This window comes from Stenotrophomonas maltophilia, assembly GCF_039555535.1.
GTDB lineage: Bacteria > Pseudomonadota > Gammaproteobacteria > Xanthomonadales > Xanthomonadaceae > Stenotrophomonas > Stenotrophomonas maltophilia_Q.
This window is the reverse complement of the sequence record NZ_CP154630.1, coordinates 3380713-3394250: the sequence shown is the minus strand read 5'-3', so window position 1 is coordinate 3394250 and position 13538 is coordinate 3380713. Positions and strand designations below refer to the sequence as shown.

The following is a 13538-nucleotide window of genomic DNA, read 5'->3' as shown; positions in this document are numbered from 1 at the left end:
GCCATGCGTGGATGCACTCAATCGGCGATGTTGCGCGCCTCGGCAGTGCCAAGGATTTCCGGATGCTGCACCGGCTTGCGGCGGTTCAGCAGCGGATGCAGGAACACGGCGCCGACGATGATCGCCACGCCCAGGTAGAACCACGGGGTGACCTCGTGCTGCTCGCGCAGCAGCACCACCGCCAGCAGCACCGCATAGACCGGTTCCAGGTTGGTCACCAGCTGCACCGTATAGGCGCTCAGGTGGCGCAACGCGACCAGTGCCAGGGCAAACGGCAGCAGCGTGCAGAACCCGGCCAGCACCAGCAGCAGGATGCCGTCGTGCAGATTCGGGACCACCCACAGTGGGCTGGCCAGCGCTGGCAGCAGGTAGGGCATCAGCGGCGCCAGCAGCGTCAGGGTGAGGGTGCCGGCACCCAGCTCCAGCGCGGTGACCGTGAGCGGATCCGCATGACTGACCATGCGCTTGTTGAGCGAGCCGAACACCGCCACCAGCAGCGCCGAGATCGCGCCGATCAAGACACCCAGGCGCATGCCATCGGGCACGCCACCGACCACCAGCGCGACACCCGGCAGCACCGCCAGGCCGAACGCCAGCTCACGCAGCTGGAATGGCCGCTTGGCCACCCACGGTTCGATGATCGACGTGAACACCGGCGCCAGCGCGATGCAGGTGGCAGCCACCGAGGCATTGGCCAGCTTCACCGCGCCGTAGAACGTCAGCCAGTGCAGGGCGACCAGCGCGCCGATGCCGGCGTAGCCCGCCACCAGCCGCAGGGGCAGGGTGCGCAACCCGCGCCAGACCCGCGGCAGCAGGGCCAGCATCGCCGTCACCAGCAACATGCGCCACCACACCAGCGGCAGTGCGGGCAGGGTGATCAGCTTGCCGAGGATGGCAGTGACGCCCCACAGCAGGACACAGAAATGGATCTGCCACAGCGCTTTGCGGGTGTCGGATGTGCTCATCCGCCTATTGTGCGGCAATCGCGCGGCCGCCGGCGATGCCTGTGGCATGCTCGCGGAAACTCCCCTGGGGAACCCAGCAATGGCTGCCAACCGTTCCGCCCTGCGTGCATGGGCAGCGCTGACTGCACTGATGGCCGCCACCTCGTTGCTGCTGCAATTCCTGTTGCTGCTGCGCGGCCCCGGGGCGGCTGCCGGGGTCGGCATGGCGACGCTGCGCTTCGTTGGTTACTTCACGATTCTCAGCAACCTGGCGGTGTGCCTGGGATGCGTCAGGCTGATCCGTGCGGGTGTGCTGAACACGACTGTCGCCGCGGTGATCGCGTTGTGCATCGGGGTGACCGCGTGCATCTACGTCCTGGCGTTGCAGGGGCTGTGGCAGCCCTCCGGGCTGCAATGGTGGGTTGATGCCGGCCTGCACTACGCTGTGCCGGCGCTGTACCTGCTGGGGTGGTGGTGGCTGCTGCCGCATGGGGCGCTCCGCTGGCGCGCACTGGGCGGGGGGCTGCTGGTACCGCTGGTGTACCTGGGCTGGGCGATGCTGGTCGCCGAAGTGACAGGGCAGGCGCCGTATCCGTTCCTCGAACTGCAACGCCTGGGGCTGGCAGCGTTCCTGCTCAACGTGCTGCGCGTTGCGAGCGTGTTCGTGGTGGGGTGGACCCTGCTGTGGGGGTTGGACCGCTGGCGCCGTCGATGAGGCGCTGCAAGGCCATCGCCGCCGCCGGATTGCGGGCCTTGCCCGCGCCGATGCACAGCAGGTAGACCTCACGCGGGGCTTCCGCGGCAGGGCCGGCCAGGCAGGGCAGGTCAGCCACCGGCTCGCCGCGTGACCAGCGCAGCGCACGTTCCGCCCAGCGCTGCTGCACGGACCCCGGCAGGCCCTCGTTCAAGCGCACCTGGCTGCGCTTGATCCGCGCGTAGACAAAGCCGGCACTGGCATCGCCATGCAGCGGCGCCTCGTCGCTGTCCTCGATCACCAGTGCCACGCCGTGGTGGCGCGCGGCGGCGACCAGCGCCGGGCCATGTACCTCAGCGTTGCGCACCTCCAGCGCGTGTTGCAGCGGAACCCCTTCCAGCTGCTTCGGCAGCTGCGCCATCAGTGCGTCCAATGCATCGGCGTCGGCTGGATGGCGCGGATCGAACTGCCACAGCAATGGACCGAGCCGGTCACCGAGCGCGAGTGCCGCCTGCAGGAACGGCGTGGCAGCCTCCACGGTGCTGGACAGGTCGCGGCGCTGCACCAGGTAGCGTGGCGCCTTCATCGAGAAACGGAAGCCTTCCGGTGTCTGCGCGGCCCACTGAGCGCACTGGGCGGCAGTCGGCGTGCGATAGAAGGTGCCATTGATCTCGATGCAGCGCAGGGCGCGGCTGGCATGGGCAAGTTCCTCGCGCTGCGGCAGGCCCGGCGGATAGAACACGCCGCCGCGCCATTCCGGAAACACCCAGCCGCCGATGCCGCAGCGGATCGCTCCGGCGGTCACTGGCCGTGGTCCGCGCGCCACGGATCGTAGCTGCCGAACCACCACAGGTAGCCTTCCGGATCGGCGCAGGCATAGCCACGGCCGCCGTAGTCCTGGTCGGCGATGTCGATGACGATGCGGGCGCCTGCGGCCTTGGCCCGGGCGTAGTGCGCGTCGGCATCGGTGACGATCACGCAGGCACTCTGGGTCTGGCGGCCGCCCACTTCGTCCGGCATCGCGGCATGCTGGCTCCAGGCGCTTTCCTTGTTGGCCGAGCCCAGCATGATCATGCCGTTGCCGAAGGTCAGCTGGGCGTGGAACACGGTATCGCCGTCGGCATACACCGCCTGGGCATGGAAGCCGAAGGCGCGCTGCAGCCAGTCGATCGCCGCCTGCGCATCGCGGTAGCGCAGGCAAGGAATGATGGTGGATCCATTGCTCGGTTGGCCGTTTCCGTCCATGACACCCCTCCTATGGCACAGGGCAGCCTGCGCCGATGACCGTTACCATCGCGCGAACCCCTGATGACGGCCTGCACATGGCCGCCACCCCTGTTCGGAGATCGTGCTGGATGAAACCCTGGATTGGAGGAGCCGTGCTGCTGGCATGCACGACCATGGCAAGCGCGGCCACCCCGGCGCAGCTGCAGGACCTGGATGCGACCGTCGAGCGCGTACGCGCGCAGTTCGACGTGCCCGGCATCGCCGTGGCCGTGGTCAAGGACGGCCAGGTGGTGCTCGAGCGCGGCTGGGGCGTGCGTGAACAGGGCAGGCCGGAACCGGTGCAGGCCGACACCCTGTTTGCCATCGCTTCCAATACCAAGGCGTTCACCGCAACCTCGCTGAACCTGCTGGCCGAGGACGGCAAGCTGAAGATGGACGACAAGGTGATCGACCACCTGCCGTCGTTCCGCATGTCCGATCCGTTCGTGACCGGCCAGATGACGATCCGCGACCTGCTGTCGCATCGCAGCGGGCTGAGCCTGGGCGCCGGTGACCTGCTGTTCTGGCCGGCCACCTCCTACAGCAACGCCGAAGTGGTGGAGCGACTGGGCAGGGTGCCGCTGAAGGGCGGTTTCCGCGAAAGCTATGCCTACGACAACATCCTGTACGCGGTCGCCCAGCAGGTGATCGAGCATGTTTCCGGCATGAGCTACCAGCAGTTCCTGCAGGCGCGCATCTTCGACAAGGTCGGCATGACCGGCACCCGCTACAACGCCGATCACCTGAAGCCCGGTGACAAGGCCGCCGTCGGCCACGCCAAGTACGATTTCAAGGACCTGCGCACCGTTGCGCCGCTGACCTGGTCGAACAACGCCGGCGCCGGTGGCATCTATTCCAGCGCGCATGACATGGCGCGCTGGATGCAGGTGCAGCTGGCCGAAGGCAAACTGGCCGATGGCACGCCACTGTTCACCGAAAAGAGCCAGCAGCAGATGTGGCGGATGATCACGCCGCAGTCGATCCCGGCGCCGAGCGTGCCGGAGCTGGCACCGGCGCGGGCCAATTTCGCCGGCTATGGCGAAGGCTGGAGCCTGAGCGACTACCGCGGGCAGAAGCTGGTCTGGCACACCGGTGGCTGGCCGGGCATGGTCTCGCGACTGACCCTGGTGCCGGGCGAGAAGCTGGGCGTGGTGGTACTGACCAACCAGGAAGTGGGTGCAGCGTTCAACGCGATCACCCTGAGCGTGCTCGATGCCTACCTGGGCGGTGAAAAGCACGACTGGGTGGATGCCTATGCCAAGGCCGTGGCCAAGGGCCAGGAAAAGGCCGACGAGGCCTGGGCCAAGCACCAGAGTGCACGCGACAAGGGCAGCCGGCCGTCGCTGGCGCTGGCCGGCTACACCGGCACCTTCCGTGACCGCTGGTACGGTGACATGCAGGTCAGCAGCGAGGGCAAGGGCCTGCGCCTGCGCTTTGCGAAGACCGCGCAGCTGAGCGGGCGACTGGAACACTGGCAGCACGACACCTTCATCGTCCGCTGGGACGACCGCTCGCTCAACGCCGATGCATTCGTGAACTTCAGCCTGGATCCGGATGGCAAGGTGCGCGAGGTGCGCATGCAGCCGATTTCCGACCTGACCGATTTCAGCTTCGATTTCCAGGACCTGTTGTTCACCCCGACTGAACGGTAGATGCCGACCTTGGTCGGCATGCGGTACGGCGCCCACCAAGGTGGGCGACTACCAGGGGCGGAGCGGTGATCATCGGCTGGCGTACACATCCGGCGTGGGATACTCCGCCGCTTGCAAGAGGCGAGGGAATGCAATGTTCCGTTGGTTTGAATCCCTGATTCCGGTGTTCCCGCCCGTGGACGGGCGCATGCCACCACGCAAGGTGCTGCCGTTCTACCTGCACTACCTGCGCCCGGTGTGGCCGGTGCTGCTGGCCACGCTCATCGCCGGCCTGCTGCTGGCGCTGGTGGAAGTGGCGATGTTTGATTACCTGGGCCGCATCGTCGACATGGTCGCCGAGCAGCCGGGCGCCGACTTCTTCAAGCGCCACGCCAATGAACTGGGCTGGATGCTGTTCATCACGGTCATCGCGCGGCCGATCCTGGTCGGCCTGCACAACCTGCTGGTCAACCAGGCCATCGTGCCCGGCCTGAGCAACCGCTCGCGCTGGCTGATGCACAACTACGTGGTGCGGCAGAGCCTGAGCTTCTTCCAGAACGACTTTGCTGGCAGCGTCGCCAACCGGGTGATGCAGACCGGTACCTCGCTGCGCGAGTCGGCGGTGCAGATGGTCGATTCGCTCTGGTACATCGTGGTCTATACCGGCACCGCGCTGTACCTGTTCGCGCAGGCCGACTGGCGGCTGATGGTGCCGCTGATCCTGTGGCTGCTGGCCTATGCGGTGATCCTGTTCTACTTCGTGCCGCGCGCGAAGGAACGGGCGTGGATCGCGTCGGAGGCGCGTTCCAAGGCCATGGGCCGCATCGTCGATGGCTACACCAACATCCCCACGCTGAAGCTGTTTGCCCATGGCGGGCGCGAGCAGGCCTACGTGGCAGAGTCGATCCAGGAGCTGGCGGTCAAGCACCGCGCACAGACCCGCATCACCACCGGCATGGACCTGACCATCGCCATCGTCAACGGCTTCCTGATCGCCGGTACCTGCGGTCTGGCGCTGTGGCTGTGGAACGGTGGCCACATCACCGTCGGCGCGATCACCCTGGCCACCGGCCTGGTGATCCGCATCCACAACATGTCCGGCTGGATCATGTGGACCATCAACGGCATCTTCGAGGACATCGGCACGGTGCAGGATGGCATCACCACCATCGCCCAGCCGCTGACCGTGCAGGACCGCGACGATGCGGTGCCGCTGCAGGTGACCCGGGGCGGCGTGCACTTCCAGGACATCCACTTCCACTACGGCAAGAAGGGTGGCGTGATCGCCGGCCTGGACCTGGTGGTGAAGCCAGGCGAGAAGATCGGCCTGGTCGGTCCGTCCGGTGCCGGCAAGTCGACCCTGGTCAACGTGCTGCTGCGGCTGTACGACCTGGAAAGCGGCCGCATCCTGATCGACGACCAGGACATTGCCTACGTTACGCAGGAAAGCCTGCGCCAGCAGATTGGCGTGGTCACCCAGGACACCTCGCTGCTGCATCGCTCGATCCGCGACAACCTGCTGTACGGCCGTCCGGATGCGACCGACGAGCAACTGCACGCAGCCGTGGCCAAGGCGCGAGCGGCCAGCTTCATCGACACACTTGTGGATGGGCAGGGCCGTCGCGGCTACGACGCGCATGTCGGCGAGCGCGGCGTGAAGCTGTCCGGTGGCCAGCGCCAGCGCATCGCCATTGCCCGCGTACTGCTGAAGGACGCACCGATCCTGGTGCTGGACGAAGCGACCTCGGCGCTGGATTCGGAAGTGGAAGCGGCCATCCAGGACAGCCTGGACGAACTGATGGGTGGCAAGACGGTGATCGCGATCGCGCACCGGCTGTCGACCATCGCGCGCATGGACCGGCTGGTAGTGATGGACGAGGGCCGCATCGTCGAGACCGGCACCCATGCGGAACTGATTGCGGCTGGTGGACTGTACGCGCGGTTGTGGGCGCGGCAGACCGGTGGTTTCGTGGCCGCCGATCAATGACCGCTGCGGGGGTCAGAGCCTTCTCTGCGAGAGGGATCCGACCCCGGTCCTGTATCCCTTGGGGTCGGATCCCTTTCCGAAGGAATGGGCTCTGACCCCAGCGTGCTTCTGGAGACCTGCATGATCCTCCCCCTACGCTCCCTGTTGCTGGCGCTCGCGCTGGGCATGAGCACAGCGACCGCGATGGCCGCACCCGCCGCAGACGAGCAGCTTGAGCAGGTCATCCTGCTCAGCCGCCACAACCTGCGCGCGCCGGTGGTGGCCTCCGGCGCGCTCGCCAACGCGACACCCGAGACCTGGCCGCGCTGGGAGGTGGCACCGGGCGAGCTGACCACCAAGGGCGGCGTGCTGGAGGCATACATGGGCCGTTACATCGGCCAGTGGCTGCGCCAGGCTCAGCTGTTGCGGGCCTCGGGTTGCCCGCAGCCGGCTGACTTCCGCGCCCATGCCAACAGCTTGCAGCGTACCCAGGCCACCGCACAGTTCTTCGTTGCCGGTGCCTTCCCGGGCTGCCACGTTGCGATCGAGCAGCGCATGCCGCTGGGCACGATGGATCCCTTGTTCAATCCGGTGATCCACAACAGAGACACGGTCTTCCGCGAGCGCGCGCTGTCGGCAATGCAGCAAGCGCTGACCGACGTGGACCTGGCGCCGGCACTGGCGGTGGTGGAGGCGGTCACCCGCTACCCGGAGTCGGCGGCGTGTACCGGCCGCGGCGACTGCCATCTGACGCTGGCCGATACCACCTTCAGTGCGGAGCCGGGCAACGAGCCTCGCGCTTCGGGTTCACTGGCGCTGGCCAGCGGAGTGGTGGATGCGCTGCTGATGGAGCACTACCAAGGAAGTGGCATTCCGCGCGAAGGCTGGGGCCGCTTGAACAACGAGGCGCAATGGCAGGCGCTGGCGCAGATACGCAATCGCTACCAGGACATCCTGTTCGGTACTCCTGAAGTTGCTCGTGATGTGGCCGCACCGCTGCTGGCACGGGTAGACGCGCTGTTCAAGGATCCGGCGTCACCGAAGGTGACCCTGCTGGTCGGTCACGATTCCAACATCGGCTCCGTGCTGGCTGCGTTGGGCATCGCTGACTACACGCTGCCGGGCCAGTACGAGAAGACGCCGATCGGAGGCCTGTTGCAGTTCGAGCGCTGGCGTGGGCGTCGCAGTGGCCTGGAGCGTTTCCGCGTGTCCTACGTCTATCCCACCACCGGGCAGCTGCGCGATGCGCTGCCGCTGACCGAGGTGCAGCCGCCGGGCCGCGTCGCACTGTCCTTGCCGGGCTGTAGTGCACAGGGCTGCAGCAGCGCGCAGTTCCAGCTGCTGCTGCAGCGGGCGATGCGCTGAGGCACGCGGCCAGCGCAGGGGCGTGCGCACGATGCCGTGCGCGGCCATCAGCGTAAGGTCGCCACCCAGCCGCGGTGAGTGGAACGGTCCGCGTGCATGTGCGGCTTCGAACAGGCCGCCATCGGGCGAGCGCAGTCGATAGAACTCGACCCAGCCGCTGGCCTGCAGCGGCAGCTGTGCCACGCCGGTCTGCTGGTTGAACCACGCCGGGTCCTTGCTGCCCTCGATGACGCGTCGCGCCAGGCGATCGATGGCGTGGTCGCGGCTGGCGTACCAGTCCTGGCCGCGCAGCCGCGCCAGCTCGGCCATCATCACCAGCGGCGCCAGCGCGTAGTCGTGATAGTGCAGGGTACGCTGCCCGCGCGCCATTTCCAGCGGCAGGCTGCCGTCGTCCTGGATGTCATCGACGCCCTTCTGGAAGGCGGCATGACCGGCCTGCCACAGGGCCGGGTCATCGGTGGCTAGGCCGGTGGCCAGCACGCCCAGACCGCCCCAGTAGTAGTGGTTGTTGCGGCGCCGTTTCGGGTTGTCCCAGTAGGTCAGATTGGCGCGTGCCAGCTGCTGCAGCCACGGATCGATGCGCGCGCGCTGCTGCGGGTCGGCCTGGTCATGCACTTTCAGGTAGGCCATGGCCACCGCATCGAGCATCCACTGCCGCATGTAGAACGACTGGTCGTTGTTGACCCGGATCATCTGCCCGAGCATCGCGCCGTCCTTCGCCCAAGCGCCGAGCCAGGCCAGCGTGCACTGCGCAGCGGCGCGATCACCATCGCGCAGGTAGTCGTCACTCATGCGCGCCACGTCGGCGGCATAGCGGTCCAGCGACGCGGTGGCGTCATGATTCTGCTGTTGAAGCGCCGGGTCGATCACCGAGCCGGCCTTGTCGGTGTAGTAGCCCAGGGCGCGGATGTCGGGCTGGCCGGGCGGTGGTGGAGGGCAGGTGGCGAAGGCACAGGCGCTGGCCAGCAGCGTGGGCAGCAGTGCAAGACGGAACAGGGGGAGAGACATGGAGGCCGGTGGAAGGGGGAACCCGGCGAACGATGCGCCCGTGCATGTTGCCGGTGCGTGATGCAGGCGCGGCTCCTGCCACCGCATGCAGAAACGGCCCGGGTCTCCCCGGGCCGTTCCGATTCCAACCTACATCCCCGATCACTCGATCGGCTGGTCCAACATCAGCTGGCGGGCGAAGCGCACCGGCGGCGCGCCGTAGGACAGCACCTGGTCGTGGTAGGCCTTCAGGTTGAACTTGTCGCCCAGCTTCTCCTGCACCGCCTTGCGGGTGTCGAAGTGCTCCTGCGCGCCGACGAAGTAGGTCGGCAGCTGCGCCGAGGTCAGCTGTGCACGCACCCACTTGCCGGCCGCCTCGCTTTCCTGCTGGAACGCGTCGTGGGTCATCAGGTGCATCGCCTTTTCGCGATCCCAGTTGTCCACGTGCACGCCCTGGTCGAGGATCGCGTTGGAGATCGTGCGCAGGTAGAACTTCAGCTGCACCAGGTGGAACAGCGGATCGTTGTTGAGGTAACCCTGCTCCTGCATCATGCGCTCGGTGTAGACCGCCCAGCCTTCGGCGAACAGGCCCGAACGCAGCACCGCACGCAGGGTGGAGGGGAACTTGGCCGAGTGCCAGCCTTCCAGGTAGTGGCCCGGGGTGCCTTCGTGGATGCTGAGCAGGTGGATCATGCGCGAGTTGTATTCACGCAGGAACGAGTCGACCTGCTTCTCGTTCCAGTCGTCCGGAATCGGCGACACGGCGTAGAAGGTCTTCAGGTTCTTGTCCAGCGGGCCCGGCGAATCGCAGTAGGCCACGGCCACGCCACGCTGGAATTCCGGCATCAGGATGATGTCCACCGGCGCGTCGGGCAGGGTCACCAGGTCGTGCTCGCGCACGAAGGCGGTGGACTGCTCCAGCGCGGCCTTGGCATCGTCCACCACCTTGTCGCGTGCCGGCTTGTCGGCGTAGGCCAGTTCCAGCGCGGCCTCGATCGCCTTCTGCTGCTGCTCGTCGGTCGGCTGGGCCGGCATCTCCGGCGCACCCGGCTTGTCCTTCAGCACGGTCTGCGCGATGCCGTACATGTCTTCGCGCACGCGCTTGAGTTCGGCACGTGCACGCTCACCGATCTCCTGGCGCGACAGCGACGAGCTCAGCGCGAACTTCAGTTTCTGGTCGTACTTCTCCGCACCGATGCGGAAATCACCCTTGGCGTTCGGCACCAGGGTCTTGTCCAGCCATGTCTGCTGCTCGTCCACGGCCTTCTTCAGCCCGTCGATGGCAGCCTGCAGGCGCTGCTGGTCGGCCTGCGGCAGTTCACCGATGTGCGGGGTGATGAAGGTATCGACGATGCTGAGGATGCCCTTGTTCTGCTTGGCCACGGTCTCGGCATGGATCTTCGGCACGCGCGCCGGATCCAGGTTCTCGCGGGCCTGGGCGAAGATCGCCGGCAGCTTCTCCATGCGTGCGGTGGCCGACTTCAGGCGTTCCGGCAGCGGTGCGAATTCACGCGCCATCAGGCCGTAGATCGCGCTGCCGGCGATGCCGTTGTACAGCTGCGGGTCCCACTTGCCGGACTGCAGCACTTCGGCATTCCAGATTTCCGACTGCAGCTGGTTGCGCAGGATCGCCGCGTCCACCTGGTTCTCGCGGCCCAGCTTGGCCACCTCGATCTTGTCCAGCTCGCCCAGCAGCGCCTTGTAGGCGGCCACGGTCTTCTGCTGGCCGGCGGCGCTGAGGTCGTCCAGCTCGCTGTCGTAGCGGTGGTCGCCGATCTGGGTGGCGCTGACCGGGGACAGCTGCATCCAGGTATCCAGGGCGCGCTTGGACAGATCGGCGAAGGCCGCATCGACCGCCGCGTCACCGGCCTGCTGGCTGGCGGTCGGGGTGGAAGCGTTGGTCGGGGCGTCGGCCGGCTGGCAACCGGTCAGGGCGGCGACCAGGGCAAGGGCAAGAAGATGCGGGCGCATCGGCGTTCCTGTACGGGGTCAAACCCCGAGCATAGGGCCCCGGAGCTGCTTTGTCCCCGTGCCATAGGATTACCATGCCTCCAGCGGAGCACAGGACATGGAATACCAGGGAAGCTGCCATTGCGGCAGGATCGCATTCACCGTACAGGCCGAGGCGCCGATCAGCGACGTCATCGACTGCAACTGCTCGATGTGCCGCCGCCGTGGCAGCCTGCTGTGGTTCGCCCCGCGCGAGGCGTTCCAGCTGACCACCGATCCGGCCGACGTGGCCACCTACCACTTCAACAAGGCCCACATCGACCATCATCACTGCCGCGAATGTGGCGTCGCTCCCTACAGCGAAGCGGTCGACCCGCGCACCGGCACACCGATGGTGGCGGTGAACGTGCGCTGCGTGCCTGCAGTGGATCTGGCCACGCTGGCGGTGAGTTCCTACGACGGAGCCGCACTGTGAGGCCGGTGTGCGCGTGGACGCGCATGGCAGCAATGCCGGTGCTGTTGCTGGCGCTGGCAGCGTGCGGAAAGCATGGCGACGTCGCGGCCGATGCCGGAGGCGGTGCCGAAGCCGCCGTCGCTTCACCGGAAGGTGCATTCCTGGCCTACGAACATGACGTGCAGGTGCAGCTGGAGGCGGCGCAGATCGCACCGCGCATCCAGCAGATCGCTCAGGCCTGCCAGAGCGCGAAGTTCGGCGACTGTGCAGTGTTGCAGGTCGAGCAGCACGGCGGCGAGCAGCCCAGCGGTGAAGTGAAGGTGCGCATCGCCCCGAAGGGCACCGAGCCGCTGATCGCGATGGCCGGTGAAGGCGGCAAGCTGCAGTCCCGCAATACGCGTGCCGAGGATCTCGCGCAGGCGGTGGCCGACACGGCATTGACCAAAGCGCGGCTTGAAAAGGAGCACGCCCGCCTGCTGTCCTACCAGGACCGCAAGGACCTGAAGATCGAAGACCTGATGGCGATCACCACGCGCCTGTCAGAGATCGAGGCGGGTGTCGAGCAGGCCAACAAGGATGCTGCGCAGCAGCGCCGGCGTATCGATACCCAGCTGGTGTCGATCCACTTCGACACCACTTCGGGACAGCGCAGCCGCAGCGAAATCGGCGAGGCGCTGAGCGAGTCGGGCAGCATCCTCAGCACCAGCATCGCGTTCCTGATCCGCGCTGCGGCCGCACTGCTGCCGGTGGCGGTGCTGGCCTTGATCGCGGCCTGGGGTGTGCGGGCATGGTGGCGTCGCCGCCGTCGCAAGCTACCGCCCAACCGCTGAGATGAAGGCTGATGCCGGCCGTCAGCCGGCATCAACCCTCGTCGGTCTCGTACTCGACGAACACATCCAGCTCCAGCGCCAGTTCCTGCACCGCATCGCGCACCTTCTGCGCGGTGCTTTCATTGCCGACTTCCACTTCCAGCTCGTGGATGCCCGGGCCGATGTCATCGGACAGCCCGGCCGAACTGGAATCGTCGTCGTCCATGTGCGGCATCAGGTCGTCGGTTTCCTCGACATGTTCAATGCCCTCCAGGCCGAGCAGCAGGTCGCTGATGGCGCGGGCGTCGTCTTCGGTTCCGGTGATGCGCAGTCGCAGCATGGCCATGGCATAGGTACGTTGTGGGTTCGCCAGCAGCCTAGCCAGCGCGAGGCAAAGAACGGGTGAGGGCGCAGTCAGGCCTGCGTCGCCGGCCGCCCGAGCAGGCTGTCCGGCAATGCCGGAATCGGCGTGCGCTCGTCCTGCGCCTGTTCCAGCAACCAGTCGATGAACAGGCGCGCGGCCGGGCTCGGCGGTTGCCCTTCTGCGTGCACCACGTGATAGGCATAGCGAGCCTTCAATGCCGGACCGGGCAGGCGCACCACCTCGTAGCGCTGCAGATAGGGCTGGGCGATGTGGGTGCGAGCCAGCACCGCGCCCATGCCATACACCGCTGCACGCATCGCGTCGGTGCTGTCGGCGAAGGTGTGCATCGGCGGCAGCGGCGACGGCGGGCGCACGCCGGCGTGGCGGAACCAGTCGCGCCAGCCCTGCGGCGACAGGTCGGTCAGCAGCGGTAGGTCGGCGATGCGCGCCGGATCGACCAGCGTTTCGACCCCGGCCAGTGCCGGTGAGGCTACCGGGAACAGGTAGTCGTCCATCAGGTGCTGCGCACGCAGGCCCGGCCACTGGCCCAGGCCGTAGCGAATGCCGACCTCCGGCCCAGTGTCGTCATAGCGATCCAGTCCGCTGCCGGTGTGCAGCTCGATGCGGATGTGCGGATGGGCCTGGGTGAAGCGGGGCAGCCGCGGCAACAGCCAGCAGTACGATAGCGAACGCAGCGTGGTGATCCGCAACGGCACGCTGTCCGCATCCGGGTGCAGATGATGGGCGACCGCGGCGACATCGGTGAAGGCCGCGCTGGCCGCATCGGCCAGCTGCCGGCCCTCGGAGGTCAGGCGCACGCCGCGGGCGTGGCGCAGGAACAACCGGGTCTCCAGCACCTCTTCCAGGCGCCGCACGTGGTGGCTGACTGCGCTGGCGGTCAGGTGCAGTTCCTGCGCGGCCTGGGCGAAGTTCTGGTGGCGGGCGGCGACCGCGAAGACGGCCAGTGCGGGGAGCAGGGAAGGGCGTAGCTGCATGTCCAGCCTCAAACGATATTTGTGGCTGGCAGCGATACTACGCGCTTGTGCCGCGGGCGTCTGCGCCCGATCCTGTCTGCCTTGGCGAGGAATTGACGATGGACGGAGGCATA

The 13538-nt window shown here is 67.2% G+C and carries 12 protein-coding genes and 1 pseudogene; 6 read left to right on the top strand and 7 right to left on the bottom strand.

The window, feature by feature from the left end; genetic code table 11:
* Nucleotides 1–17: 17 nt before the first annotated feature.
* Complete coding sequence (locus tag AASM09_RS15755) at nt 18–965, bottom strand: DMT family transporter (RefSeq protein ID WP_049426647.1); 948 nt, start codon at nt 963–965, stop codon at nt 18–20.
* A 79-nt stretch (nt 966–1044) separates the two neighbouring features.
* Here AASM09_RS15755 and AASM09_RS15750 point away from each other — a divergent pair, with 79 nt between their 5' ends.
* Nucleotides 1045–1659 carry a Pr6Pr family membrane protein gene (locus tag AASM09_RS15750; protein WP_049426646.1) on the top strand — a complete coding sequence of 205 codons (615 nt, stop codon included), beginning with the start codon at nt 1045–1047 and terminating at the stop codon, nt 1657–1659.
* Here AASM09_RS15750 and AASM09_RS15745 read toward each other — a convergent pair.
* Both AASM09_RS15745 and AASM09_RS15740 read right to left on the bottom strand, forming a co-directional pair.
* Nucleotides 1580–2443 (bottom strand): DUF72 domain-containing protein, encoded by an 864-nt coding sequence (locus AASM09_RS15745; protein WP_100443641.1) that lies wholly within the window; start codon nt 2441–2443, stop codon nt 1580–1582. The two genes, AASM09_RS15750 and AASM09_RS15745, sit on opposite strands and share 80 nt — an antisense overlap.
* On the bottom strand, nt 2440–2883 hold the full coding sequence (locus tag AASM09_RS15740; protein WP_049427701.1) for a VOC family protein: 444 nt from the start codon (nt 2881–2883) through the stop codon (nt 2440–2442). The genes AASM09_RS15745 and AASM09_RS15740 overlap by 4 nt, the downstream gene beginning before the upstream one ends.
* A 110-nt stretch (nt 2884–2993) precedes the next feature.
* Between AASM09_RS15740 and AASM09_RS15735 the strand changes: the two genes are divergently transcribed.
* The 3 genes from AASM09_RS15735 (at nt 2994) to agp (ending at nt 7866) form a co-directional block, all read left to right on the top strand.
* A complete protein-coding gene (locus tag AASM09_RS15735; RefSeq protein ID WP_049427699.1) occupies nt 2994–4556 on the top strand; it encodes a serine hydrolase in 1563 nt (520 codons plus the stop codon).
* A 133-nt stretch (nt 4557–4689) separates the two neighbouring features.
* Nucleotides 4690–6522, top strand: a complete 1833-nt coding sequence (smrA, locus tag AASM09_RS15730; RefSeq protein ID WP_049427698.1) for a multidrug efflux ABC transporter SmrA — start codon at nt 4690–4692, stop codon at nt 6520–6522.
* 120 nt (nt 6523–6642) lie between these two features.
* On the top strand, nt 6643–7866 hold the full coding sequence (agp, locus tag AASM09_RS15725; protein WP_049427696.1) for a bifunctional glucose-1-phosphatase/inositol phosphatase: 1224 nt from the start codon (nt 6643–6645) through the stop codon (nt 7864–7866).
* Nucleotides 7867–7962: 96 nt separating this feature from the next.
* On the opposite strand, the pseudogene AASM09_RS15720 reads toward agp, so the two are convergent.
* Both AASM09_RS15720 and AASM09_RS15715 read right to left on the bottom strand, forming a co-directional pair.
* A pseudogene (locus AASM09_RS15720) lies at nt 7963–8874 on the bottom strand (polysaccharide lyase); the annotation flags it as partial.
* A gap of 141 nt (nt 8875–9015) precedes the next feature.
* Entirely contained in the window at nt 9016–10824 is a 1809-nt protein-coding gene (locus AASM09_RS15715) for a DUF885 domain-containing protein (RefSeq protein WP_049427695.1), read from the bottom strand.
* 97 nt (nt 10825–10921) lie between these two features.
* On the opposite strand from AASM09_RS15715, the gene AASM09_RS15710 reads away from it, so the two are divergent.
* Nucleotides 10922–11278, top strand: coding sequence for a GFA family protein (locus AASM09_RS15710; RefSeq protein ID WP_049427693.1), 357 nt, complete (start codon nt 10922–10924; stop codon nt 11276–11278).
* A 23-nt stretch (nt 11279–11301) separates the two neighbouring features.
* Nucleotides 11302–12087 (top strand): DUF4349 domain-containing protein, encoded by a 786-nt coding sequence (locus AASM09_RS15705; RefSeq protein ID WP_049427692.1) that lies wholly within the window; start codon nt 11302–11304, stop codon nt 12085–12087.
* Between the two features lie 31 nt (nt 12088–12118).
* Here AASM09_RS15705 and AASM09_RS15700 read toward each other — a convergent pair whose 3' ends face one another.
* Both AASM09_RS15700 and AASM09_RS15695 read right to left on the bottom strand, forming a co-directional pair.
* A complete protein-coding gene (locus AASM09_RS15700) occupies nt 12119–12412 on the bottom strand; it encodes a hypothetical protein (RefSeq protein WP_005408721.1) in 294 nt (97 codons plus the stop codon).
* Nucleotides 12413–12480: 68 nt separating this feature from the next.
* Nucleotides 12481–13425 carry a LysR substrate-binding domain-containing protein gene (locus tag AASM09_RS15695; RefSeq protein WP_049427690.1) on the bottom strand — a complete coding sequence of 315 codons (945 nt, stop codon included), beginning with the start codon at nt 13423–13425 and terminating at the stop codon, nt 12481–12483.
* Between the last annotated feature and the right edge of the window lie 113 nt (nt 13426–13538).